This window comes from Paenibacillus sp. J31R120, assembly GCF_056269225.1.
The window spans coordinates 1-24,090 of the sequence record NZ_JBWDNN010000016.1; the positions used below are offsets into that span (position 1 = coordinate 1).

Annotated in this window: 17 protein-coding genes, 12 tRNA genes and 1 rRNA gene; 27 read left to right on the plus strand and 3 right to left on the minus strand. The window is 50.4% G+C overall.

The window, feature by feature from the left end; translation table 11 throughout:
- From AC0YNW_RS28880 to AC0YNW_RS28925, 10 genes are all read left to right on the plus strand, one after another.
- Positions 1–111: ribosomal RNA gene (locus AC0YNW_RS28880) — 23S ribosomal RNA — on the plus strand; the annotation flags it as partial.
- A 190-nt stretch (positions 112–301) separates the two neighbouring features.
- Positions 302–377 (plus strand) — tRNA-Asn (locus AC0YNW_RS28885).
- 5 nt (positions 378–382) lie between these two features.
- A tRNA-Thr gene (locus AC0YNW_RS28890) sits at positions 383–458 on the plus strand.
- Positions 459–524: 66 nt separating this feature from the next.
- Positions 525–599, plus strand: a tRNA-Glu gene (locus tag AC0YNW_RS28895).
- A gap of 4 nt (positions 600–603) precedes the next feature.
- A tRNA-Val gene (locus tag AC0YNW_RS28900) sits at positions 604–679 on the plus strand.
- Positions 680–690: 11 nt separating this feature from the next.
- Positions 691–765, plus strand: a tRNA-Gln gene (locus AC0YNW_RS28905).
- 9 nt (positions 766–774) lie between these two features.
- Positions 775–850 (plus strand) — tRNA-Lys (locus AC0YNW_RS28910).
- Between the two features lie 24 nt (positions 851–874).
- Positions 875–957, plus strand: a tRNA-Leu gene (locus AC0YNW_RS28915).
- 312 nt (positions 958–1,269) lie between these two features.
- Entirely contained in the window at positions 1,270–2,607 is a 1,338-nt protein-coding gene (locus AC0YNW_RS28920) for a hemolysin family protein (RefSeq protein ID WP_475834772.1), read from the plus strand.
- 132 nt (positions 2,608–2,739) lie between these two features.
- Positions 2,740–2,822: transfer RNA gene (locus tag AC0YNW_RS28925), tRNA-Leu, on the plus strand.
- 55 nt (positions 2,823–2,877) lie between these two features.
- Here the strand turns inward: AC0YNW_RS28925 and AC0YNW_RS28930 are convergent.
- The gene (locus AC0YNW_RS28930) at positions 2,878–3,273 is read right to left on the minus strand and encodes a DUF2203 family protein (RefSeq protein WP_475834773.1); all 396 of its coding nucleotides are present in this window, start codon (positions 3,271–3,273) and stop codon (positions 2,878–2,880) included.
- Positions 3,274–3,498: 225 nt separating this feature from the next.
- Between AC0YNW_RS28930 and AC0YNW_RS28935 the strand changes: the two genes are divergently transcribed.
- The 12 genes from AC0YNW_RS28935 (at position 3,499) to glmM (ending at position 14,821) form a co-directional block, all read left to right on the plus strand.
- Positions 3,499–4,356 carry an ABC transporter ATP-binding protein gene (locus AC0YNW_RS28935; RefSeq protein WP_475834774.1) on the plus strand — a complete coding sequence of 286 codons (858 nt, stop codon included), beginning with the start codon at positions 3,499–3,501 and terminating at the stop codon, positions 4,354–4,356.
- 187 nt (positions 4,357–4,543) lie between these two features.
- Positions 4,544–4,618: transfer RNA gene (locus AC0YNW_RS28940), tRNA-Gly, on the plus strand.
- A gap of 8 nt (positions 4,619–4,626) precedes the next feature.
- Positions 4,627–4,703: transfer RNA gene (locus AC0YNW_RS28945), tRNA-Arg, on the plus strand.
- 26 nt (positions 4,704–4,729) lie between these two features.
- Positions 4,730–4,806, plus strand: a tRNA-Pro gene (locus AC0YNW_RS28950).
- An 11-nt stretch (positions 4,807–4,817) separates the two neighbouring features.
- Positions 4,818–4,891: transfer RNA gene (locus AC0YNW_RS28955), tRNA-Gly, on the plus strand.
- A gap of 263 nt (positions 4,892–5,154) precedes the next feature.
- Entirely contained in the window at positions 5,155–7,959 is a 2,805-nt protein-coding gene (gene ppc, locus AC0YNW_RS28960; RefSeq protein ID WP_475834775.1) for a phosphoenolpyruvate carboxylase, read from the plus strand.
- Positions 7,960–8,129: 170 nt separating this feature from the next.
- Positions 8,130–9,188 carry a S1C family serine protease gene (locus AC0YNW_RS28965; RefSeq protein WP_475834776.1) on the plus strand — a complete coding sequence of 353 codons (1,059 nt, stop codon included), beginning with the start codon at positions 8,130–8,132 and terminating at the stop codon, positions 9,186–9,188.
- Positions 9,189–9,533: 345 nt separating this feature from the next.
- Positions 9,534–10,100, plus strand: a complete 567-nt coding sequence (sigW, locus tag AC0YNW_RS28970; RefSeq protein ID WP_119802405.1) for an RNA polymerase sigma factor SigW — start codon at positions 9,534–9,536, stop codon at positions 10,098–10,100.
- A gap of 184 nt (positions 10,101–10,284) precedes the next feature.
- On the plus strand, positions 10,285–10,926 hold the full coding sequence (locus tag AC0YNW_RS28975; RefSeq protein ID WP_387470584.1) for a zf-HC2 domain-containing protein: 642 nt from the start codon (positions 10,285–10,287) through the stop codon (positions 10,924–10,926).
- A 173-nt stretch (positions 10,927–11,099) separates the two neighbouring features.
- Positions 11,100–11,933 carry a diadenylate cyclase CdaA gene (cdaA, locus tag AC0YNW_RS28980; RefSeq protein ID WP_387470586.1) on the plus strand — a complete coding sequence of 278 codons (834 nt, stop codon included), beginning with the start codon at positions 11,100–11,102 and terminating at the stop codon, positions 11,931–11,933.
- A gap of 1 nt (position 11,934) precedes the next feature.
- A complete protein-coding gene (locus AC0YNW_RS28985; RefSeq protein WP_475834777.1) occupies positions 11,935–13,416 on the plus strand; it encodes a CdaR family protein in 1,482 nt (493 codons plus the stop codon).
- A gap of 64 nt (positions 13,417–13,480) precedes the next feature.
- Entirely contained in the window at positions 13,481–14,821 is a 1,341-nt protein-coding gene (glmM, locus tag AC0YNW_RS28990) for a phosphoglucosamine mutase (protein WP_475834778.1), read from the plus strand.
- Between the two features lie 136 nt (positions 14,822–14,957).
- On the opposite strand, the gene AC0YNW_RS28995 is transcribed toward glmM, so the two are convergent.
- A complete protein-coding gene (locus AC0YNW_RS28995) occupies positions 14,958–16,130 on the minus strand; it encodes an NAD(P)/FAD-dependent oxidoreductase (RefSeq protein WP_475834779.1) in 1,173 nt (390 codons plus the stop codon).
- Between the two features lie 389 nt (positions 16,131–16,519).
- Here AC0YNW_RS28995 and AC0YNW_RS29000 point away from each other — a divergent pair, with 389 nt between their 5' ends.
- Both AC0YNW_RS29000 and glmS read left to right on the plus strand, forming a co-directional pair.
- Positions 16,520–16,834, plus strand: a complete 315-nt coding sequence (locus AC0YNW_RS29000) for a hypothetical protein (protein ID WP_475834780.1) — start codon at positions 16,520–16,522, stop codon at positions 16,832–16,834.
- A gap of 133 nt (positions 16,835–16,967) precedes the next feature.
- A complete protein-coding gene (gene glmS, locus AC0YNW_RS29005; RefSeq protein WP_475834781.1) occupies positions 16,968–18,800 on the plus strand; it encodes a glutamine--fructose-6-phosphate transaminase (isomerizing) in 1,833 nt (610 codons plus the stop codon).
- A gap of 492 nt (positions 18,801–19,292) precedes the next feature.
- Here the strand turns inward: glmS and AC0YNW_RS29010 are convergent, their stop codons facing one another.
- On the minus strand, positions 19,293–20,735 hold the full coding sequence (locus AC0YNW_RS29010) for a DHA2 family efflux MFS transporter permease subunit (RefSeq protein ID WP_475834782.1): 1,443 nt from the start codon (positions 20,733–20,735) through the stop codon (positions 19,293–19,295).
- A gap of 183 nt (positions 20,736–20,918) precedes the next feature.
- Between AC0YNW_RS29010 and AC0YNW_RS29015 the strand changes: the two genes are divergently transcribed.
- The 3 genes from AC0YNW_RS29015 to AC0YNW_RS29025 all read left to right on the plus strand — a co-directional run bounded on the left by AC0YNW_RS29015 (position 20,919) and on the right by AC0YNW_RS29025 (position 24,011).
- A complete protein-coding gene (locus AC0YNW_RS29015) occupies positions 20,919–21,416 on the plus strand; it encodes a MarR family transcriptional regulator (protein WP_475834783.1) in 498 nt (165 codons plus the stop codon).
- A 637-nt stretch (positions 21,417–22,053) separates the two neighbouring features.
- Positions 22,054–22,635: a sigma-70 family RNA polymerase sigma factor gene (locus tag AC0YNW_RS29020; protein WP_475834784.1), complete on the plus strand. Its 582-nt coding sequence runs from the start codon at positions 22,054–22,056 to the stop codon at positions 22,633–22,635.
- Complete coding sequence (locus tag AC0YNW_RS29025; RefSeq protein ID WP_475834785.1) at positions 22,632–24,011, plus strand: hypothetical protein; 1,380 nt, start codon at positions 22,632–22,634, stop codon at positions 24,009–24,011. Before AC0YNW_RS29020 ends, AC0YNW_RS29025 begins: the two co-directional genes overlap by 4 nt.
- The last annotated feature ends 79 nt before the right edge of the window (positions 24,012–24,090 follow it).

Below are 24,090 nucleotides of genomic sequence, written 5' to 3' on the forward strand. Positions count from 1 at the left end.
AGATTTCCCAATTAGTAAGACCCCTTGAAGACGACGAGGTTGATAGGTTCGGGGTGGAAGCACAGCAATGTGTGGAGCTGACGAATACTAATCGGTCGAGGGCTTATCCTAAACGCTTTCCGAAGGAAAGGCGGACATCGTAAGCATAGGCTTAGGGTGCGAGTCTGGAGATCGAGGAGCATGCTAAAGTACAATCAGCAATTACTTTCGTATCCAGTTTTCAAGGTGCAAAACACTTTGAATTGTCTTGTCTTAAAGCAATTGAAGCTCTTGGACACATTTTTATGCGAATGTGCAATGTTCCCTGATAGCTCAGTTGGTAGAGCACTCGACTGTTAATCGAGTTGTCACAGGTTCGAGTCCTGTTCGGGGAGCCATACTTGCTCTCATAGCTCAGTAGGTAGAGTGCATCCATGGTAAGGATGAGGTCACCGGTTCGATCCCGGTTGAGAGCTCCAGATCTTCTTTGAGGATATCTGATATCATGCAGCGGACAAGCTATACTTAACGGTAATTATTATTTAGGCCCGTTGGTCAAGGGGTTAAGACACCTCCCTTTCACGGAGGTAACAGGGGTTCGAATCCCCTACGGGTCACCATCATGGAGGATTAGCTCAGCTGGGAGAGCATCTGCCTTACAAGCAGAGGGTCGGCGGTTCGATCCCGTCATCCTCCACCATACCGTAACGCTGGGGATTAGCCAAGCGGTAAGGCAACGGACTTTGACTCCGTCATTCTCAGGTTCGATCCCTGAATCCCCAGCCATTTTATTAAGAGCCATTAGCTCAGTTGGTAGAGCACCTGACTTTTAATCAGGGTGTCGTAGGTTCGAGTCCTACATGGCTCACCAGTTTATTTACCCGGCAAGACCCACGCGCGTATGGCGGAATTGGCAGACGCACTAGACTTAGGATCTAGCGGGCGACCGTGGGGGTTCAAGTCCCTCTACGCGCACCATCCATGAGAAAACCCTTCGAACAGAAGGGTTTTTTGCTGTTTGATACGTTTGAACGGGAAGTAGACAGGGTATAAAGCTGTATAGACGTGGAGGTGAGCGTCGTTTCGGAATGATGTAGCCCCAGGAATTACATGAACAGGGCGATCTATAAGAGATGGGAAGACAGTGAGAATTAACCGCTCTGAATAATAGCATAATAAAGCAGTGGAGAAGTCTGAAAATTATTGAAACGTGAAGTTCAGATCGACGTATAGCTATAGGGAAAGTATTTTAAATTACACGGAGGTGAATCCCTCAGCTGAGGGAACTAGTTGGACGTAGCCATAGTCATCAATTTGTTACTGGTATTATTATTAATTGTGTTTACTGCATTTTTTGTCGGATCGGAATTTGCCGTCGTTAAGGTCAGAATGTCCCGTATTGATCAGTTGATTGCGGAAGGCAACAAGACAGCGCTCGCAGCGAAGAAGCTGGTATCGAACCTGGATTACTACTTGTCTGCCTGTCAGCTCGGTATTACCGTCACAGCACTGGGACTTGGTGCGCTAGGTGAACCGACGATTGAGAAGCTGCTACACCCGCTATTCCATGATTGGGGCGTTTCGGACGCTTGGGCGACACCGATCTCTTATGCATTAGCCTTGTCGTTAATGACATTCCTGCACGTTGTTTTTGGCGAACTTGCGCCTAAGACATTGGCAATCCAGTATGCAGAACGGATGACACTATTACTTGCCAGACCGCTCGTCTTGTTCGGTAAGATTCTGTTTCCATTGATTTGGTTGCTTAATGGATCTGCGCGTGTGTTTCTCCGCATCTTCGGCGTACAGCCTGCCGGTCATGAACAGGCCCACTCCGAGGAAGAGCTGAAGATCATTATGACGCAAAGTTTCCAAAGCGGCGAGATTAATCAGACAGAGCTTTCGTATATGCAAAACATCTTCGCCTTCGACCAACGCGTGGCGAAAGATGTAATGGTACCGCGACTTCAGGTCGTTGCCATTGACGAGAAGATGAGTAATGATGAGATATTGAGCATTATTGACGAGAATCGATATACGCGCTACCCTGTCACCCAGGATGGCGATAAGGATAAAATTATCGGATTTCTGAATGCGAAGGAATTGGTTACGAATCTGGTGTTGAATCGTCCAACGCCTCTGAAAGACTTGATTCACGATATGGAAGCGATCCATGAGACCGCGCCGCTGCAGGATGTTCTTCTGAAGATGCAGAAGCAAGGCGTTCATATCTCCCTCATCATCGATGAATACGGCGGTACAGCCGGTATTATCACGATGGAGGATATATTGGAGGAGATCGTTGGCGAGATTCGCGATGAGTTCGATGCGGATGAGAAGCCCGATATTATGAAAGTTTCCGACAATGAGTATGTGTTCAGCGGCAGGGTGCTGCTAAGCGACATTGAGGAACAATTCGGAATCAAATTCGATAATGATTATAATGTCGACACCATTGGCGGCTGGCTGCAAGTCCAGCTGATATCCTTGGATGATGAACCGGTGCCGATCTATCACGGCAAGCACCAATGGAGTATTATCGAGATGGACAACCATCAGATTCTGCATGCTTCCCTTGTTTTGAATGCAAGATCGGAAGCAGAGGAAGAAGCGGCAGAACGTGATTAAGCGCGATAACCAAGCGTATTCGAACTGATAATGGACTAGCCCGGCTTTCGATAGGAAGGCCGGGCTTTTTTGGTCCAAACAGGTTGCAATTTGATCGAAAATGGTGTATGATCTAATTCTAGAGTTACCCACGCGCGTATGGCGGAATTGGCAGACGCACTAGACTTAGGATCTAGCGGGCGACCGTGGGGGTTCAAGTCCCTCTACGCGCACCATACATGAGAAGACCCTTCGAGCAGAAGGGTCTTTTGTTTGTTATAGGGTTGCATTTTAAGCCTCAGGATGAGGTTTTCTTCCCATAAACCCTTCCGTCCAGCCGTGGTAATGCGTAATATGCGGCTCGCCCTCCTGCCAACAGAGCAGAATTTCCTCGCCGTCCAGAATAGCCGGAAAGTCGACCAGTCCGGGATGGATCATTTTGAGAAGCACACCCTTACGGGAGAAGTTCTCCATATATAAGTTCAGCTCTACTTGCATGAAATCCAGTCTGCTTTCCATTTCAAATAAATCGTCGTTCTGGCCATTCTGATCTATTGCTTTGACCTTGCGATAAGCGATGTAGTGATCCTCCAGCTCTTCTGCCATGCGTTGAAGCTGTCGTAGCTCTTGCTTGATGGTAGGAAGCAGTGCGTTGGCTTCCTCGAGCGTATATCTTTTGTTCATCATGGTTCATCCACTCCCTTGCTCACAGTGTACTAAATCCGATGACCTCAGATCAAATCTATCAACCTTCCATTCTTAACGATTCACTATATTTTCCTCCAGCGTGAAGGATGGATGAAGAATGCCATTGACATTTTGTCTGAGAACGATTATCATCAATAGTAATGATAATCGTTATCACTGAAAGATGCATGTGAGCTCAGTGATGGCGGAAGGAGCGTGCATGGCATGATTCGGTTAACGACTTCAGGACTTGATATTTCTTATGAGGAACGCAAGATCGTTCAAAATTTAAATATTTCTATTCCCCAAGGGAAGATTACAGCGCTTGTTGGCGCAAATGGCTCGGGGAAATCAACTATACTTAAGACAATGGCACGTATTATGAATCCTTCCAAGGGCAGCGTGCTATTGGACGGCAAATCCATCCATAAGCAATCGACCAAGGAAGTAGCGAAGCAGCTTGCTATCTTGCCTCAGAATCCTACAGCTCCAGACGGTCTCACGGTGTCTGAGCTGGTTGCTTACGGGCGTTTCCCGTACCAGAAGGGCTTTGGTTCGCTAAGCAAGGAAGACCGCGCAATCGTGAAGTGGGCGGTTGAAGCTACCGGCATGGCTGACTTTGCAGATCGTCCGGTTGACCAATTGTCCGGCGGTCAGCGCCAGCGTGCTTGGATTGCGATGGCTTTGGCGCAGGAGACGGATATTCTGTTCCTGGATGAGCCTACGACATTCTTGGATATGGCGCATCAGCTGGAGGTACTCCATCTGCTTCAGAAGCTTAATGAGATGAATAACCGGACCGTTGTTATGGTTGTCCATGATTTGAATCATGCGGCTCGTTATGCCCATCATATGATTGCGATTAAGTCCGGGGAGGTCAAAGGCGAGGGGTCTCCTGTCGAGGTTATTACACCCGAAATTATGCGGGAGGTATTCAATATCGAGGCCGATATCGTGCCGGACCCGCGCACAGGACTTCCGCTATGTCTTCCGTTCGCTCTGGCCGCACCGCCAGTGGCAGATCGTGTCATCAAGCAGGAGATCCGTGAAGAGCGGGAAGAGCTCACGGCAGCAGGCGCTTAGGCGAACCCGAATGGATTGTTTTTACATGCAATAATTGGATGATAAAGCCGTATTCCTTTGAGGAATGCGGCTTTTCTTGTACCAGCATATTTTTTTTGAAAAAGGAGTTGCAATTCATTTCGGAAGATGATATATTATTACTTGTCGCCGCGACGGTAATTGATGAATGCGACGATACAACTAATGTGCGGAAGTGGCTCAGCGGTAGAGCATCGCCTTGCCAAGGCGAGGGTCGCGGGTTCGATTCCCGTCTTCCGCTCCATATTTTTTGCGGCCTTAGCTCAGCTGGATAGAGCGTTTGACTACGAATCAAAAGGTCAGGAGTTCGAATCTCTTAGGCCGCGCCATCTTTACTTAGAATGAATTAACATTTCGGGACGTAGCTCAGCTTGGTAGAGCACCTGGTTTGGGACCAGGGGGTCGCATGTTCAAATCGTGTCGTCCCGACCATCATTCTTTTTGCGGGTGTAGTTCAATGGTAGAACTTTAGCCTTCCAAGCTAATAGCGTGGGTTCGATTCCCATCACCCGCTCCAGTAATCACAACCGACTCCCTCTGCGATGCAGGGGGATTTTTTTATACTATTGCGCTTTTCTGTGGTAAATCATGAAAGTCGTCAGAATAAGGCGACAGATTACGCTGCGGGACTTCAACGGCGTGTCGTTTTGTAGTATGATAGTAGAAGTGATTACGCCATTAAAGTGAGAGTAACCTTCGAAGTTGAAATAGGCATGTGCGTATGGATTGAGCGGATGCTTTCAAAGTGGGTTTGCTGCACAGATTTGTAGGAGGAACGGTATGTCGGAACAATCTGTATCATCAACAGCGACTAGTCGAACACAAACGAATAATTTGCTCAGACGAGATGTACGTTTCCTGGGCAACATTCTTGGAGAGGTTCTCGTTCACCAAGGCGGACGCGAACTGCTTGAGATAGTTGAGCAAATTCGGGAACAAAGCAAAGCGCTTCGCGCGGAATTTATACCTGAACTGTTCGAGCAATTCAAGTCCACGGTATCTTCCCTAAGTCCGGAGATTCGGCATCAGGTCATTCGCGCTTTCGCGATTTACTTCCAGCTAGTTAACATTGCCGAACAGAACCACCGTATCAGAAGAAAGCGTGACTATGAAGTATCTGCGGGCGAGAGCGTGCAGCGCGGCTCCATCGAGAGCGCGATTCAGGATCTGAAGGAGCGTCAGATTGGCGTAGAGGATGTAAGCGACATTCTGAGCGGCATCTCTCTGGAGCTGGTCATGACAGCGCATCCGACGGAAGCAACACGCCGTGTGGTGCTTGATATTCACAAGCGCATTGCGGAGGACGTCATGCAATTGGACAATCCAACGCTGACCTTCCGCGAGCGCGAGAAGCTGAAGGAGAAGCTGCTTAATGAGGTTCTGACCTTGTGGCAGACGGATGAACTGCGCGACCGCAAGCCTACCGTTATCGATGAAGTGCGCAACGGCTTGTACTACTTTGACGAGACGCTATTCGAGGTGCTTCCAAGCGTGTACGAAGAGCTGGAGCGCTGCCTCAGCAAGTACTATCCGGAGAACCGCTGGCATGTGCCTGACTTCTTGCGGTTCGGCTCCTGGATCGGCGGAGACCGCGACGGGAATCCGTCCGTTACCGCCAAGGTGACATGGGAGACGCTTCAGCTGCATCGTCAGCTGGCGCTCAACAAGTATGAAGAAAAGCTGAATGATCTGACGGATCTGCTGAGCTTCAGCACGAACCTGGTGACGATTACGGACGAATTGCAGCAATCGATTCAGTCCGACCGCGAGCGTGTCGAGCTGAAGTGCGTAGACCCTTGGCGCATTGCTACAGAGCCGTACCGCATCAAGCTGGCCTACATGCTGGAGAAGCTGGCCAATACGCGCGATGAGTCGCTCAAGGGCACAGCAAACCGCTACAATCATCCGAGGGAGCTTCGTGAAGATCTGCTAGTGATTGACCGCAGCTTGCGTCATCACTATGCCGATTATGTGGCCGATACGGACCTGGCGAAGCTTGTCCGCCAGGTGGAGCTGTTCGGCTTCCATCTGATGGCGCTAGATGTTCGCCAGCATAGTCAAGAGCATGAGAACGCCATGGCTGAGATTCTGGCGAAGATGCATATCGTGGAGGATTACGCTTCCCTCTCGGAAGAGGAGAAGACGAAGCTGCTTCACCAGCTGCTGAATGATCCGCGTCCGCTGACATCGGGCTATCTGGATTATTCCGAATCCACTCGCGAGTGTCTGGATGTGTATCAGACGATCTTCCGGGCGCAACAGGAGTTCGGTGAGAACTGTATTACAAGCTATCTGATCAGTATGACGCAAGCCGCCAGCGATATGCTGGAGGTTATGGTATTCGCGAAGGAAGTTGGCTTGTTCCGCAAGGAAGCCGACGGTACGATCCGCTGCACGCTGCAATCCGTACCGCTCTTCGAGACGATCGACGATCTGCATGCCGCTCCTGGTATCATGAAGGAGCTGTTCGAGATTCCGGTCTACCGTAAAGCAGTCGAAGCAAGAGGCAACATGCATGAGATCATGCTCGGCTACTCCGACAGCAACAAGGACGGCGGCGTGGTTACAGCGAACTGGGAGCTGCGAGTAGCTCTCAAGGAAATTACGGCTGCGGGCAAAGAATACGACGTGAAGCTGAAGTTCTTCCATGGACGCGGCGGAGCGCTGGGTCGCGGCGGCATGCCGCTGAACCGCAGTATTCTGGCACAACCGCCTCATACAGTAGGCGGCGGCATTAAGATTACGGAGCAGGGTGAAGTATTGTCCTCCCGTTACTCGATGCAGGGCATCGCGTATCGAAGCCTGGAGCAGGCGACTTGGGCGCTGATTACTTCCGCGAGACTCGCGAAGTATCCGCAGCAGGAGCCAGCAGCAGAAGCGGAGTGGGATGCGATTTCCCGTTCGATCTCGGAGACGGCGCTGAATAAGTATCAGGATCTGATCTTCCGTGACCCGGACTTCCTGACCTTCTTCAAGGAGTCTACACCGCTGCCTGAGGTTGGCGAGCTGAACATTGGCTCCCGTCCTTCGAAGCGCAAGAATAGCGACCGCTTCGAGGATCTGCGCGCGATTCCATGGGTATTCGCCTGGACGCAAAGCCGCTACTTGCTGCCGGCATGGTATGCAGCTGGTACGGCGCTGCAGCAATACGTCGGCGACGACGCAGAGAAGCTGACTACGCTGAAGACCATGTACGAGCAATTCCCGTTCTTCCGCTCGCTCATCGACAACTTGCAGATGGCGCTGGCGAAGGCTGATCTGGTTATCGCGAAGGAATATGCGAATATGATCAAGGAGCAAAGCATTCGCGATCGCATCTTCTCACAGATCGAAGCGGAATACGAACTGACCTCCAACCTCATTCTGAGCATTACGGGGCAAGACGAGATTTTGGACAACGTACCGGTTATCCAAGAGTCGATCCGTCTCCGCAATCCGTATGTCGATCCGCTCAGCTATATGCAAGTGCAGTTGCTGACGGAGCTTCGCGACCTGCGCGCGAACGATGAAGACGATCAAGAGCTGCTGCGTGAAGTGCTGCTCACCATCAACGGAATTGCAGCCGGTCTTCGCAATACGGGCTAATGTCTATATAGCTAGTTCCAACCTCCTCTCCCGGTTCGGTACCGGGGAGGAGGTTTTTTTGGTGCGCGCATATATTTATGTAGCTTTTAGTCCCTCTTAAGATTGGTTTAAGGTGCATCCCTCATGATAGTCCTATGAAGCTCAACAGTTCATGAGAGAGGATGACGAATATGAACGAAGAGAACAATTACAACCAGCAGGCAAGCGGTTATGATGCGGATGCGGATACGGGAAGACAATTGGCTGCCCCTCAATTCGAAGCTTACTATAGGGAAGTGAATCAAGGCCGGCCTAGCCGAAAAAAGAAGAAGAATGCGGCGCTTCCGCTATTTGCGGCGTTTCTGACAGGCGCACTGGTCATTGGCGGCTTTACGTACACAGCGGATAAGAACAACTTGTTCACGGGCGGCTTGCTGGGCGGGAGCGGCACAGCCGGTATGCAGGTGAGTGGAGGAAATGGACAAGATGCGGGGCTCACTACCGCGTCTATGAATACGAAAGACGATATGGCAGCCATCTATGAGCAGGCTAGTCCGGCCGTGGTGAAGATCGAGAACTACGGCAAGGGACAGCAGCAAGGCGGCATGGCGATGGACCCGTGGCTGGAGCAGTTTTTTCGCGGACAAGGCTCTCCTGACCGAAATGGCAACTCAGCAGCTCCACAGAATGAGCAAGGGTCTCTGGTGCTGAGCGGCTCCGGTACCGGCTTCTTCTTCGACAAGGAAGGGCTGATCTTAACCAATGAGCATGTTGTCTCCGGCGCATCTGAAGTGAAGGTGCAGGTACAGGGATATGACGAACCGCTCACGGCGGAAGTGCTGGGGACCAGCTATGACCTGGACTTGGCGGTGCTGAAGGTGAAGCATCCCACTGGCGGGACATTCCCGGCCCTGAAGCTGGGAGACTCCAATGAGACGCGAATCGGCGACTGGGTGCTGGCAATCGGCAATCCATACGGATTCGACCATACGTTGACAATGGGCGTGCTAAGTGCAAAGGAACGTCCGATTACGATTAAAGACGAGCAGGGAGAGCATACGTATGAGCATTTGCTTCAGACGGACGCATCGATTAACCCCGGCAACTCTGGCGGCCCGCTGCTGAATGCGAAGGGCGAGGTAATCGGCATGAACACAGCGGTGAACGCTGAGGCGCAAGGTATCGGTTTTGCGATTCCAACAACGACGATTCTGGATGTGCTGGAGAAGCTGAAGACGAATACCTTGTAAGGCAATGAGAGAGAGGGCGCTGCAGCGGCGAGCTGATTAGTGCCCTCTTTTTCTTATGATCGACTTCCTGTATAGTTAGATATTTCCACTCTGAAAAGAAGAGGGTGACCGTGTTCCCTTGTCAAACTCGATAATCCGGTCTAATCGGACTATTCGCTTACGTATTGGTCTTGCATTTTGGGTTCATGTCGATTACCATTTTTCTAGAAGGATTCTTATTGCATGTCCCTTGTAAGTGGTTACCGATTGGAATAGATGATACATGGGTGGTAGAGGTATCGTTTCAGGCGTCCGCTCTTATGGCGGTCGGAATGGACGATCGTAACGTTTGGAGGAAATGACAAGGTGAACGTGTTGGAGAATAGGCTTGCGAGGCTCGCGCTGAAGGGCGACCAGCAAGCGTTCGCTGAGCTTGTGGACCTATATCAGGACAAGCTCTATCATATGGCTTACCGTATGCTGAACAACAGGCAAGAAGCCGAGGATGTCGTTCAGGATACCTTTTTGCGCGTTTATAAAAACCTGGAGAGGTTTGATGAGACGCTGAAGTTTTCAACCTGGATTTATCGGATCGCTACGAATTTATGCATTGACCGTCTTCGCAAGCGGAAGCCTACTTACTCGCTGGATGCCGAATCGCAGGAGTATGACGGCCTCGATGGTTATTCCATGATTCCAAGCGATAACCGGACGCCGGAGTCGGAGCTGATCCTGTCCGATACGCAGCGGATTATCCATCAGGCGATGGAGTCGCTGCCGCCGAAGTACAAATCCGTTATGATGCTGAGATATATACAGGATCTATCGCTGCAGGAAGTGGGCGATATTCTCGATATGCCGGTTACAACGATCAAAACCCGCGTCCATAGAGGTCGAGAATTTCTTCGCAAAAAGCTGGAGCATCGATTATAAGCCGAAGCAATTTTATTTTTTTGAAACATCCCTCTTTCTGATACGTATCCTATAACGAGATCATGCTTAGCCTCAGGGGAACTGGGGGAGCAGAATCATTAGGGCGTAAGCAGGTAATTAAACTTCCCGACCGAAGCGGGATGACATTCGCATAATCGAGCAATTGAAGAAAGGAATGGCTGCTATGGAATGCAAAGTCGCCATCGTCAAAATCCATGACTATTTGGACGGCGAGCTGCCACGTGATGAAATAACCGAATTAAAAACGCATTTGAAGTCGTGTTCCGCTTGCAGCGAGCGGCTCGAACAGCTGGAGAAGGCCGATGCAGCGGCATTCGCTGCCTGGGAATCGGTCAAGCCGGCTTCGCAGCTCGACAGTTCCGCATCGGCTGATCTGAAGAATCGCATTATGGCGCAGTTGCCGAAACCGAAGAGCAACGAGCGCAATCGCTTCATGCGCATCCTGTACCGTTATCCGGGACTGACCGCTGCGGCTGTATTTTTGCTGGTCATGCTGGGCAGCTTCTTCTCCTCCTGGGATCAGGACGCCAAGATGGTCGTATCAGGCGAAGACTTGCAGCATGTCGTCATTAACGGCAATACGGTGATTGTGCCGGAGGGTGTGAAGGTGACGGGCAATCTGACTGTTGAGAATGGCAGGGTGGAAGTGCAGGGCTCTGTTGACGGCAATGTGACCGTGATCGACGGCTCCATGGTACTCGCTTCGACCGGACATATCGCGGGACAAAGCCGCACAATTGACCAGGCTTTAGACTGGTTTTGGTATAAGGTTACGTCCGCATTCGGCGGTGTAATTCCTCATTGACAAGCATAGCGGCTTCCCTTTTGTACAAGGGAAGCTTTTTTTCTACAACGTTTTTGAAAAGATTTCTGAAAATAATTTTAAAATAAAGGATTTCCAATCCCCGATATAGAAAACAATAAAGTTGAAACGCGATTATAGACATACTGATGTGGTCTGCAGTTGGGGGTTGGCGTATGAGCTACTTGACAGATTCGACATGGCAGGATTGGCTGAAGGATATTATCGATGTCGGCATCGTTAGCTATATTATTTATAAATTGATTTTGCTCGTTCGCGGTACGCGGGCGGTGCAGCTTCTGAAGGGCATATTCGTCCTTGTTGCGACATGGGCGATTAGTACGTGGTTCAATCTGTACACGCTGAAATGGCTGATGAACCAGATGTTCACATGGGGGATTATTACCGTCGTTATCATCTTCCAGCCGGAGCTGAGGCGGGCGCTGGAGCAGCTTGGACGGGGCAATCTGTTCTCCCGGACCTCTTCGCTGGAGCGAAATGCGCTTAGCGAGCAATTGGAAGAGGTTATCCGGGCTGTGCAGCATATGTCGAAGCGGAAGATCGGCGCGCTGATCGTCTTCGAACGGAAGACGGGGGTGACGGAGCTGATCGAGTCGGGCATCCCGATGGAATCACGCATTACGTCGGAGCTCCTCATGAATATCTTTACACCGAATTCTCCGCTGCATGACGGAGCCGTCATCATTCGCGGCAATCAGATTATGGCGGCGGGCTGTTATTTGCCGCTGTCGGAGAATCCTTTTATCAGCAAAGAGCTTGGCACGAGGCATCGCGCCGCCATCGGAGTCAGCGAGGTTAGCGATGCGCTGTCCGTTACCGTATCAGAGGAAACGGGACAAGTCTCACTCTCGATTAACGGCATGATCGTCCGGGATATCAACGAAGAATCGCTTATCTCCAAGCTGTTCGAAGAATTGACGACGAATACGAACGGCAAGGACAAGGAGAAGCGCGGCTTCGCCGCGTTATGGAAGCGGAAGGGAGAATGACATGGATAAATGGCTAAGTCATCCTACTGCGCTGAAAATCATCTCTGTATTGTTAGGGATACTGTTGTTCGCAGTTGTACATATAGACCCGGAGACATCGCCTCAGTCGATAACCTCCAGCATCGATACGAAGATTATCGAGGCGGCTACAATCGTTCCCATTGGCCTGGATGAGGAGAAGTACGTGCTTACGGCTATGGAACCGACTGTAGCCAGACTCGTAGTAGAGGGGAAGATATCGAACCTGCGCGCTGCGACGAACGCGGATTATGTCGTCAATATTGACTTGTCCGGCGTGACGAAGCCGGGACTTCAGGAGCTGCCGCTGACGCTCAAGCTGCCACGGGGGATCAAGGAAGTGGAGCTGTCGCCTAGACGGGTCATGGTGCAGATTGAGGAGATCGTGACCAAAACCTTTGATGCTCAGGTGATGATAGAAGGTGATCACGCAGCAGGGTTTGTGCTGGGCGAACCGGAGATCATGTCGGAGGGCGGTCGCGCCGTCCAGGTGACGCTGCCAAGGGATGATATGGATAAGGTAGGTCTTGTGGCGGCATCGCTGGATGTGTCTGGCTCGGATAAAACCGTCGTGAACAAAAAAGCGAAGCTTGTCGTCTATGACAAGGAAGGCCAAGAAATCCCGAACGCTATCGTACAGCCTTCTACCCTTCATGTGGAGGTAAAGGTGACGCTGCCATTCAAGCAGGTTCCGTTGCAGCTGCGGTATTCAGGAGAGCTGACAGAAGGGATGAGTCTGGTATCGGTGAAGCCGAGTGTGGATTTCGTAACGGTCTATGCTCCTCAAGAGGAGCTGGATGCGATCTCGATCTATGACGGTGCAGTGCTGGATCTGACGAAAGTGAAGCAATCGGGAACGATTAAGGTGAAGGCGCCGCCGGTCGATCATATTCAGGCGGTCAATCCGGGAGAGATTGATCTGGATATCGTCGTCGAAGTAGCCACGACCCGGAAGCTGTCCAATGTGCCGATTACGATAACAGGAACGGAACCGGGCCTGACAACCCAGATCATAACGCCTGCGAGCGGTACGCTGGATCTGGAGATTAGCGGGGCGGAAGCCGTGCTTGCGGATGTTGCTTTGGATGATGTCGCTATAGTCGCGAAGGTCGCCGGTCTGGAACCGGGGACGCATACGGTCGCACTGGAGCTTGAGCTTCCTCCATATGTACAGCCTGTTCTGGCGGACGGGCAATCGCTTAGCGCTACGATCGAGATAATCGATACGACGGCGTCGAATGGCGGCGAGGAACCGGAGGATATCGAGGTTGGCGGTACGCCGACCAATCCGCCAGAAGAGGGCCAGGAAGGCGGCAGTCCGGGCAATAACGGAAGCGGGGCTGGCAATGCCAATGCTCGTTCAGGAGGCGCGGATACAGACATTCAGCACGCGCTGGTGGACGCAAATCGTCGATCTCCGTCGAATTCTTTGATATCATGGGAAAAAGAGGGCGCAACCATATAGCTGGTTCATACGTTATTCGTAAGAAGGTTCGTAACAATATTGGGGATAGAGGGGAAACATTCAAATGGGGAAATATTTCGGAACGGACGGCGTGCGTGGCGTTGCCAACGTAGAGCTTACGCCTGAGCTGGCTTATAAGATCGGACGCTGCGGTGGCTACGTCCTGACAAGAGACGCGAATCAGCCGAAAGTTGTCATCGGTCTGGATACCCGCATCTCGGGTCCAATGCTGGAAGCGGCGCTTATCGCCGGACTGCTGTCGATTGGTGCTAGTGTCGTGCGGCTGGGCGTTGTATCTACGCCTGCTGTTGCTTATTTGACAAAGGAACTGGGTGCGGATGCCGGCGTCATGATTTCCGCTTCGCATAACCCTGTAGAAGATAACGGCATTAAATTTATCGCGGGCGACGGCTTCAAGCTATCCGATGAGACAGAGCTGGAGATTGAGGCATTGCTCGACGCGGAGAAGGACGAGCTTCCTCGACCTGTCGGCGGAGACATCGGCACGGTGACTATCGATGAGGATGCAAAGCAGCGTTATCTGGAATTCCTGAAGACGACTGTGAAAGGCGACTTCTCCGGTCTCAAAATCGTGCTGGACTGCGCGAACGGATCTGCTTATGAGCTTGCACCGGCAATCTTCCGCGAGCTTGGCGCAGACGTGACGACGGTAGGCGCAGAGCCGGACGGCCGCAATATTAATGCAGGCGTCGGTTCGACGCATCCGGAATATTTGCGCGAGAGGGTATTGGAGCACGGGGCTGATCTCGGACTTAGCTTCGACGGCGATGCCGATCGCCTCATCGCCATTGACGAGAAGGGCGAGGAGGTCGACGGCGACTACATCCTCTGTATCGTTGGCGACCGCTTGAAGCGGGAAGGCAAGCTGGCTCAGGATACGATCGTTACGACCGTTATGGCGAACATCGGCTTCTTCAAAGGTACAGAGAGCATTGGTCTGAAGACGGCTAAGACGGCTGTCGGCGACCGCTACGTCATGGAAGAGATGCGCCGCGGCGGCTACACTCTGGGCGGCGAGCAATCTGGACATGTTATCTTCCTGGACTACATTACGACAGGCGATGGCATTCTGACGGCTCTGCAGCTGGTAGAGACGGTTGCCGCTTCCGGCAAGAAGCTTGGCGAGCTTAAGGGCCTGATGCGCAAGTTCCCGCAGCAGCTGGTGAACGTGCGTGTAGCCGACAAGAGCTTGTATAACGGCAACACCGCGATTGAAGAAGCGGTGAAGCAAGTGGAAGCAGAGCTGGGCGACAATGGCCGCGTGCTTGTGCGTCCATCCGGTACAGAATCGCTGATTCGTGTCATGGCTGAAGGCCCGGACAAGGATCAGGTCGAAGCCTATGTGGATCAGATCGCTAATGTGGTGAAACGTGAACTAGGTTAAGGATATAGACATAAGAAAAGGACAGCAGAGTGAAGCGTAAGGCTTCGCTCGGCTGTCCTTTGTTGCGTTTCTTTTGGAATAGGGAGAGGGGGAGCTGTAGGAAGGTATTATCCTGCTGCTGCATGACGAACGATGCTTAATGCAAATAAGCCTGTAGACCGCGGATATGGGTCAAGTACTTGGCTTTGCTGGCTTCCTTCATGAGGGAAGCGGGAAGGCCTTTGAGCGGCCTGTCGTTTTTGCCTAGAGCGGCCACAGCGTCCTTCCGGCCCAGACTGGCCAGCTTGCCGTAGATGACTGGCTTGAAGGGCTGAAGCGGCATGCCGTTCATGATGGCGTATAGGTTATAACCGACCGCCTCTCCCATCTGCCAGGCGAGCTGGGCGGATGGCGGCAGCGGCAACCCGTTATCCTGGTAGCAGATGGCGCTGTCACCCGCAACGAAGACATCCTTGTGCGATTCGGATTGCAAGCAGGCATTGACGATGGCGCGACCGCGCAGCGTCTCTAGATTAGAGGCCGCTACAATGGGATTGCCCTGCACGCCGCCGGTCCAGATCAAAGTATGGGTCAGAATGGACTGACCATCCTTCAGCAGGACGACAGGATAGTCAAAGGCTGTTATCGGAGCTCCGACGATAAGCTTGGCGCCGCGCCGCTCCAGACTGGATGCGGCTCTGGCTGCCAGCTCAGCAGGAAATCCCGGAAGGATGGAAGGGGAGGCCTCAATTCCGTACAACCGAATATCCGCTCGCTGTATCTGATAGTCTTCGCACCACTTCGGGAGCATATCGGCAAGCTCGCCGATCATCTCAATGCCGCTCAGGCCGCCCCCTCCTACGACGATGGTTGCATCAGCCTGATGGCGGAACTTCTTGAAGCGCATCAAGGATTCTCTAACATGTGCGTTAATCCGGTTAGCCTCATGAATCGACTTCAGCGGCAGGCTGTGCTTCTCAAGCCCCGGGATATCGTAATATGCCGTCTGGCTTCCCATCGCGATCACGAGATAATCATAGCGGTATTCTCCGCCGCTCGTTCGAACTTCGCGTTGCTCGTTGTCGATGCCGGTGACTTCTTCGGTCACAAGCTGAACCCGCTTGCCCTTCAGCAGCTTGGTCAGCGAGAGAGCGACCGCTTGCTCCGGAAGATTGCCCGCCGCGAGCCGATGAAGCTCGGTGATCAGCTGATGGGTAGAGGTGCGGTTGATCAGTGTGACGACAGCTTCATTGTCGTAGACAAACTTCCGTACCGTGAGCGCACACAGCAATCCTGCGTATCCTCCGCCTAAAATGACAATTTGCTTCAAGCGATCATCTCCTTCATCGAATGGGGCCTTGCGGTTTTAAGGATGTAATGAGAAAAAAATCACAATCGCTGAGATGTGAAAGAAAACAAATGGATTGCGGGTTGTACACGGACAATAAATGGTTAATCGGAACAATTGAGAAAACATTCACAAAGTAGAAGTCGCGATAGCTTCAGAGTGAGGATGCGTGACTTTTTATAATGTGATTATTTTCACAACCTATTTTAATCAAATAGTAGCACAGAAAAGACGGAATTGACAATACCTGTTATTAAAAATGGGTACTGCGTCGATGGAACGATGTTTTCAGAAAATGGTTGCGCGAGTTCCGTAAAATGAATATGATAGGTAGTATGATTCAAGAAGGAAAGCGAGGATAGAGGTTGTACGTGATTCACAAGCGCCAGAGCTTTGGTGATGGATGGGGATGCGGCCTTGAGATAGAGCTGCGGAGTACCATTCATACGGAAGCTGACGAGGTGAGGGTGTTCGAAGTATTCGGCGGGGACCTTCCGGTATATAGCAAGCCAACCGTAAGCCGTAACGCAAAGCGATCGGGCGACCGATCGTACAAACGTGCGGCAGGCTGCTGCAAATTTTGCTCCCATATGTCTGCGATGCCGCCTGTGGGGCTGGCTCGGGCAGGAGAGTTACACGTTTTTTCGAGTGGTTATAGTGGACGTTCAGGGAAGACAGGCGCCTAAGTGAGGGCTGCCTCTCTTTGAGCATGGACTTATAAGAATGAATATGTGACAACTTCATAGCTGCCTTTTGCTGCACATAGGCAGGCATCCGTTGGACGGGGGAAATATACCGATAACGGAGGTCTATTAAATTATGTGTGGTATCGTAGGATATATTGGTAAACGCGGCTCTCAGGATATTTTGCTGGAAGGTTTGAAGAAGCTGGAGTATCGGGGGTACGACTCTGCCGGGATTGCCGTCTTCACGTCGAATGGGCTCGAGATCAAGAAGTCGAAGGGGCGTCTGGCTGTACTTGAAGATAAGCTGAAGGGTGAGCCGCTGGAAGGCTCTGTCGGCATCGGGCATACGCGCTGGGCGACGCACGGCAAGCCATCGGACGTCAATTCCCATCCGCATACGGATAATTCCGCCAAGTTTTCGGTCGTGCATAACGGCATTGTCGAAAACTATCTGGACCTGAAGGATGAGCTGATCGCGAAAGGCCACGTATTCGTGTCGGAGACGGATACGGAGGTCATCTCGCATCTTGTCGCTGATGAATACGACGGCAATATTGTCGAAGCGGTACAGCGCGCGGTAGCACGGATGCGCGGTGCGTTCGCGCTGGGCGTATTGACGGAATACGAGCCGGAGAGGCTTGTTGCGGTACGCTTCGCAAGTCCGCTCGTCATTGGTGTTGGCGAAGGTGAGAACTTTATCGGCTCGGATATTCCCGCAATATTGGAGCATACGCGGAATGTGTATATATTGAACGACGGCGAAATGGCCGTACTGACACGGAGTGGTGTCGAACTGATGACGACCGGCGGCGAAACTATTTCCAAGGAAATATTTCATGTCGACTGGGATATTGTTACAGCGGAGAAAGCCGGATTCGATCATTTCATGTTGAAGGAAATCCACGAACAACCGAAAGCATACCGCGACACGATGCGCGGCAGAATCTCGGATGATGGAAAGTCTGTCCAGTTAAAAGAGCTAACAATGTCGGAAGACTACATTCGCTCGATTCGCAAGGTGCATATTGTCGCTTGCGGCACAGCGTATCATGCTGGACTTGTCGGCAAGTCGGTTATCGAGTCGCTCGTGCGCATTCCGGTGGAGACGGATGTCGCTTCTGAATACCGCTATCGCTCGCCAATCATTACGCCAGATACGCTTGTCATTGTCGTCAGCCAATCGGGTGAGACAGCAGATACGCTTGCTGCGCTGCGTGAAGCCAGAAGTAATGGCGCCAGAGTGCTGGCGATTACGAACGTTGTCGGCAGCTCCGTTGCACGCGAGGCGGATGATGTCATCATTACCTGGGCAGGACCGGAAATTGCTGTCGCTTCGACCAAAGCGTACACGTCGCAGTTGATCGCGTTTTATCTGTTCGGCCTGCATCTGGCAGGTGTATTGGGCTCACAGGAGCGGGCGACGGTGGAAGAGCTGATCGCCGGGCTTCACGCGCTGCCCGAGCAAGTGGAGCAGATTCTGGAGCAGGCACCGGTGCTGAAGCAAGTAGCAGAATCGATCTCTCATCATAGAAGCCTGTTCTTCATCGGCCGCGGCGTCGACTACGCTGTCGCGCAAGAGGGCTCGCTGAAGCTTAAGGAGATCTCATATATTCACTCCGAGGCGTACGCAGCCGGCGAGCTGAAGCATGGCACGCTTGCTCTTGTTGAAGAAGGCGTACCAGTGATTGCGCTTGTCACACAAGAAGCGCTTTACGAGAAGACGCTTAGCAACATTAAGGAAGTGAAGGCGCGCGGCGCTCATGTGCTGGCCGTAGCGAATAGCGGCTCCGAGCACGAGATCGCGAAGTCCGTCGACGAGACTTTCGTCATCCCGAGGACGCTTCCGCTGCTTACGCCAGCGCTTGCTGTCGTACCGCTGCAATTACTGTCCTATTACGCTTCCCTGGCGCTAGGGCACGACGTAGATAAGCCAAGGAATTTGGCGAAGAGTGTGACGGTGGAGTAGGGGAGAGGGGAGTAGTTGTCCTGGTGTTTGGTGAAATAAAAGTGTGGAACCAGTTAAAAAACTCTGGAACCAGTAAATTCAAGGTTGTTCTGAGATGAGGCTCAGAGCAACCTTTTTTTACTTAGGATATCTTCCCTCTTAACTTTAACCACAGAAACAGGTAAGCTATCTGGTGTTGATTACAGTGCGTAAATACCTCTCTGATGCATATTAGTTCATTGAATACTTCGAGGCAAATAGAGGGCGTCAATCGATACACATCACCCTAAATCAGACTCCGCTGCTTCATTAAGCTAAAGGGCAGGTTACTTCAATCAGGATAGTAAAAGACGACATTTGATAATTTCATTGCCTCGTCCGGAGTTAATTTAAACTGTTCTTCGTATACTTCAAGGGCTAGATTATCAGCGCTCGGAAGTCGCGGCGAACGAGTTGACAAATCTTGGTCAATTAGAAAGGCGCCCTATCGGGCGCCTTTCGTTCATTTTAAAGCTATAACGATCTTTGTCTAGGCTTGCGGAGAATCGAACTTAGAATAACGCCCGCAACTGCAAAACAAGCGATCAGAAGAAATGTGTCGCCGAAGGCATTGGAAAAGGCTGTTAAAGTGTTGCCCCCCGGTTCAAGATTATGTACATGAACGGTTGTTCGTGAGGTCATATAACTAATCAGGCCGGTAATGGCGAATGATATAACGATTTGTTGAGCAGAAGTAGTTAATGGAGTAACCCGGCTCATTAAATGTTGAGGTGCAGAGTTAAGCACATGTGTATTCAGCGGCATAAGTGTAAAACCCGCGCCCAAACCCATCAGGATAAGCGATACCAATAGAAAAGTAGGACCTGAATCCAACTGTATTTGAGAGAGCAAAAAGAGGCCAGTGGCATAAAATGTCAGTCCGGTCATAGCCAATGGTCGAGCCCCTATCTTGTCGAACAGCTTTCCGCCGATCGGCATGGCAATGGCTGTGAAAATCGCCATTGGCATTTGGATGAGCCCTGTGTGGAGCGGAGTGTATCCCTTGATATTCTGTAAGTATAGAGGAAGCAATACGATCGCTCCGTAGTTAACGACGAAGAATATCCAATTTAGTATAATCCCCCGAGTAAAGTCCGAAGAACGAAACGCACGAAGCTCCAGCAGAGGTTTTTTCTGCATCAATTCCACGACGACAAATAGAATGAGAGCTACACCGCCGATGCAAAGACCAACTATAGAACCAGTTGAAGTCCAACTAGTACCGCTTTCGCTTACACCATAAACAAGCATTGCAAAAGCTACCGGTGCGAGAATCATTCCGAGATAATCAAAGTTAGGCTGCGTACTACGTTCAGATGCTGGTAAAAACTTCAAGCCAAAGAGAATAGCAAAGATCCCGATCGGCAGGTTGATGATGAAAATCCAATTCCAGCTAGCAAATTCGATCAACCAGCCTGAAACGACAGGTCCGAGCGCGGGTCCCATCAACATTGCAATGCCTAGTATGCCCATAACCGTTCCTCTTTTATCTGCAGGTGCAAGCTTGAATCCCATAGCCATAGCGAGCGGCATCACCATACCTCCTCCAAGCCCCTGAACGATTCGAAACAGTATAAGTTGCTCAGAAGTTTGAGCTAAAGAACAAAGTGCCGAGCCGATCGTAAATAATGCGATCGTTGAGATAAAAATTCGTTTGGCGCCAAAACGGTCGCTCAGCCAGCCTGCCAATGGAATAACTGCGGACAACGCAAGCGTATATCCCGTTACCGTCCATTGGATCTTTTTTAGATCGGTGCCGAAATAATCGACGAACTTAGGAATTGCGACGTTAATCACTGTACTGTCGAGAAGGACCATAAAGGCTCCGAGGACAAGGGTCAGTAGCTGTGGAAGAATACTCCTGATTGTGAAAGGCTTTACTTCCTGAATTTGCTTGAGGCGTTGCGTATTGTCCATATATTTCCCCAACTCTCTTTAATATTGTTTTCTAGTGAACTATAAATCTAAAACATATCTTATGTCAATTCCTTTTTATTCGCCCGGATTCTTTAATGATCACATAATTAAAAAATTGATTGTTCTTAATGTGTCTGATATTATTATTCACATACGAACATTAAAGTGGAGGAGTTTCATGACATGTCTGATGGATTAAAGCGATTGCTGCGTAGCCGTTTAAACGACTATTTGCACTTGTTCGAACAAACATTTAATACACAAATTGAAGAATATGCCGAACTCGCGCTACTATACGGTCTGAATACTTTTCCGACCAATATGACAAGCGTTCATATTGTTGACTGCATTGGACAAAACGAGCCCATCAACCACAAGTCTATTGCCGATAAGCTAAAAATGTCCAAAGCGAACGTTACGAAGATCAGCTCCAAGTTACTGGAGGAAGGATTCATTAAGAAAAGCCAGCTGAATGATAACAAAAAAGAAGTGTATTTCAGCCTTACACCCAAAGGCAAACAGATATTCGAATTGCACTCAAAGATGGATGAAGCAATAACGCAAAGATTTATCCAAGCACTGGACAATTTCACGGAATCGGAGGTACAGGCATCTCTGAAGTTTATTCAGACGATGATCGATCAAATGGACAATATCTTGAAAGGGGACGAAAGAGCGTAAAGGGTTTTTAGCCGGTCAGTATGATCAGTAAGTCCCGAATTAAGAAGACTTTTGCAGGAGCGCAAAAAGAAAGAAGCCTTGAAGGTGTGGGGTTATCTCATATAACGAATCAGTTCATTTCTGAAAATATTAGCAGGGAAACGTTTGTCTTCAATGATTAAATATTTAGCATGAAATCTTCCGTTAATCTAACTGGGAACGTTAGTTGAATGACAACAGTGGCAGTCTATGACTTTATTTATCAAGTCTTGGTCTGCCGCTACAATATTAAAGGTTCAGTCTAAAACTTATTTTTCAAAACCTGACGATTTTTCAACTCAAAAACCGCATCAAATCAACAATTTCAGTCTAATACTTCATTTTCATTGAACATGTATGAAATGCAATAAAAAGTCGTGTCGTGCACATTAAACTAGTATTGAGCAATAAATAGTCGTATTAAAGTCGAGCGATTGCAGGATGGTTTCCTGACTTTTGCTCGGCTTTTCTTTTTGGGATAGGGGAACGGAATTAGAGCTAGGCAAGTTCTATATGTCGATGGCTATTTCAGCAATTTCAAAAAAATATCTGCGCCCCGTGAGTGATCGACGTCAATCACGCCGTAGTAATCAGTAGAACAACGTCGGAGGTTCCTATCATGTTTAAAAAAGAGACCCATATGTGGGCTAAAAGATTTAAAAGCCGCGACAAGCATGCCTTAGAGGAAGCAATCGATGTTTTTGGTCCGAGCGTACAGGCGCTCGTGACACGCGTGTTATCCGGCGCTGGCAGCGAGGAGGACGTGGAAGAAAGCGTGAGCGATGTTTTTTTGGCGGCATGGCACAACATCGAAAGCTACGATGAAGATCGCGCCTCATTTCGGACATGGCTGCTCGTGCTAGCCAAGTACAAGGCACTCGACCTGCGACGTAAACTGCTGCGTCCTGGTGGCGAACGAATGATGCTTCGGGACGTAGAAGCGATACAAAGTCAACTTTCCACCGAACAACATGCACTTTCTCGCGAATCGACTCAAGAGGTAATCGACTTTGTTCGAAGGATGAGCGAGCCGGACCGCAGTTTGTTTTGGCGAAGGTATTTCTATTATGAAAGCCTAGATGAACTGGCGGCGATGTTCGGCCTTACTAAGAAAGCGATTGAAAGCCGACTCTATCGGTGCCGTACAGCACTTAAGAAGCAGCTAGGGCTGACGGATGCTGAGAAAGGGGATAAATCATGAAAGACGAGGAAAAGATCATTTTTGATTGGATAGACCAGCTCGACGCGGAAAAAACAGATTCGGAACTGATTGAATCTTCGTTGGACAAATCCCGTCCTTTAACCGAGGAGGAGGCTGCCTCTATTAAGCGCATTAAGGCTCGCACGATCTCTAAGCTGCATGTAGAAGACGCCGAGGCCGATACGTCTCTTGCGCCCGCTGTCCGCTCGCCTCGACGCCGACGCATTGCCGTAGCGGCAGCCGTAGTCATTGCTCTGCTTGTTGCGGTTCAGGTAGGTTCCACCCCTTCCGTGCAGGCCGAGCTGAAGAGGTTGCTTCAATTCCTCCCCGGCTTTGGCATCGTTCAGGAAGGAGATCCTACACAACGGACCTATGTGTTGGAGAAGCCTTACGTGCAGGAGATTGGCGTCGGAAAGCTGACTGTCGATGGCATCGTCTTGCAGCCGAACACGGCGACGATTTCGCTGCATGGCTTGCAGACACCAGAGGTAAAGGAATTTAAAGCAGAAATTAACGGTCGCACATACACATTCACGTCTTCTATGAGAGCCTCTTCTGGAGACTGGTACGGCCATTATATCCCTGTAAAAGGGATAAATGTACCGGTGGCCAACACGATCACATTGTACATCAACGGTACGACGATTGGTCCAATAATGCTAGTACCGCCGAAAACGGCCGACGATCTTGAACATCTCGGTTCGAGCGCCGTGCAACAGGAGGTAAAGATTACAGCATTCCCGACTAAACTCGATGAGGGGATCGTCCGCGTTCAACTTATCTCTTCGCTTCCACAACAAAGCCTTACCGTGCACTCCTACGGGGTATCCCCGCTTGTGAAGGATACTGGCTTGTACGTCGAGGACACGAATGGCATAAGAACAGGTATAGTCGAGTCCGATACGTTAACAAATCCGTCTGATTTTCAATTTAGAGAAACGCCAGAAGGCGGGGTACAGCCCTATACGGTTGTCATACCTTTCATCGAGGTGTCCGATCGGGAAGCTATATCCAAAGAAGTTTCGGTACCGCTCCCGGATATTGGCGTTGAACGTATCATCGACATTCCGGCTGAGGTCGGTGGCTTCCCTGTCCGCTTCACCGGCATTAAGCGTACTAGCGACACGACCGTCGATCTAGACGTCGATGTACAGTTCGATCTCTCGAAGCCGAGAATGTTGCAATACTTTTTGATTCGATATCCAGGCTCGAAATTCAATGATTCGTTCAGTTGGGAGAACGTCGATAAGACCTTCGCTATGATGAAGACGCTCAAGCTGGAAACGAAGCCTGGTCAATCGACGCTTCGGTTTTCGATGGTGGAGCCGCATTATTTGATCAAAGGGCCGTGGAAACTGCCTCTAAACTTTGAATAAATGCCACCGAGGACCATCGGGTATCCCCCTGATGGTCCTCGGCTTTTCACTCAATCTTTTCCCTAGTTACAGGGAAGAT

Bases quoted from the DNA above. Each gene is read 5' to 3' on its own strand.
- AC0YNW_RS28930 (WP_475834773.1), bottom strand. From the start codon at position 3,273: ATGATGAACAAAAGATATACGCTCGAGGAAGCCAACGCACTGCTTCCT.
- AC0YNW_RS28935 (WP_475834774.1), top strand. From the start codon at position 3,499: ATGATTCGGTTAACGACTTCAGGACTTGATATTTCTTATGAGGAACGC.
- ppc (WP_475834775.1), top strand. From the start codon at position 5,155: ATGTCGGAACAATCTGTATCATCAACAGCGACTAGTCGAACACAAACG.
- AC0YNW_RS28965 (WP_475834776.1), top strand. From the start codon at position 8,130: ATGAACGAAGAGAACAATTACAACCAGCAGGCAAGCGGTTATGATGCG.
- AC0YNW_RS28975 (WP_387470584.1), top strand. From the start codon at position 10,285: ATGGAATGCAAAGTCGCCATCGTCAAAATCCATGACTATTTGGACGGC.
- cdaA (WP_387470586.1), top strand. From the start codon at position 11,100: ATGAGCTACTTGACAGATTCGACATGGCAGGATTGGCTGAAGGATATT.
- AC0YNW_RS28985 (WP_475834777.1), top strand. From the start codon at position 11,935: ATGGATAAATGGCTAAGTCATCCTACTGCGCTGAAAATCATCTCTGTA.
- glmM (WP_475834778.1), top strand. From the start codon at position 13,481: ATGGGGAAATATTTCGGAACGGACGGCGTGCGTGGCGTTGCCAACGTA.
- glmS (WP_475834781.1), top strand. From the start codon at position 16,968: ATGTGTGGTATCGTAGGATATATTGGTAAACGCGGCTCTCAGGATATT.
- AC0YNW_RS29010 (WP_475834782.1), bottom strand. From the start codon at position 20,735: ATGGACAATACGCAACGCCTCAAGCAAATTCAGGAAGTAAAGCCTTTC.
- AC0YNW_RS29015 (WP_475834783.1), top strand. From the start codon at position 20,919: ATGTCTGATGGATTAAAGCGATTGCTGCGTAGCCGTTTAAACGACTAT.
- AC0YNW_RS29020 (WP_475834784.1), top strand. From the start codon at position 22,054: ATGTTTAAAAAAGAGACCCATATGTGGGCTAAAAGATTTAAAAGCCGC.
- AC0YNW_RS29025 (WP_475834785.1), top strand. From the start codon at position 22,632: ATGAAAGACGAGGAAAAGATCATTTTTGATTGGATAGACCAGCTCGAC.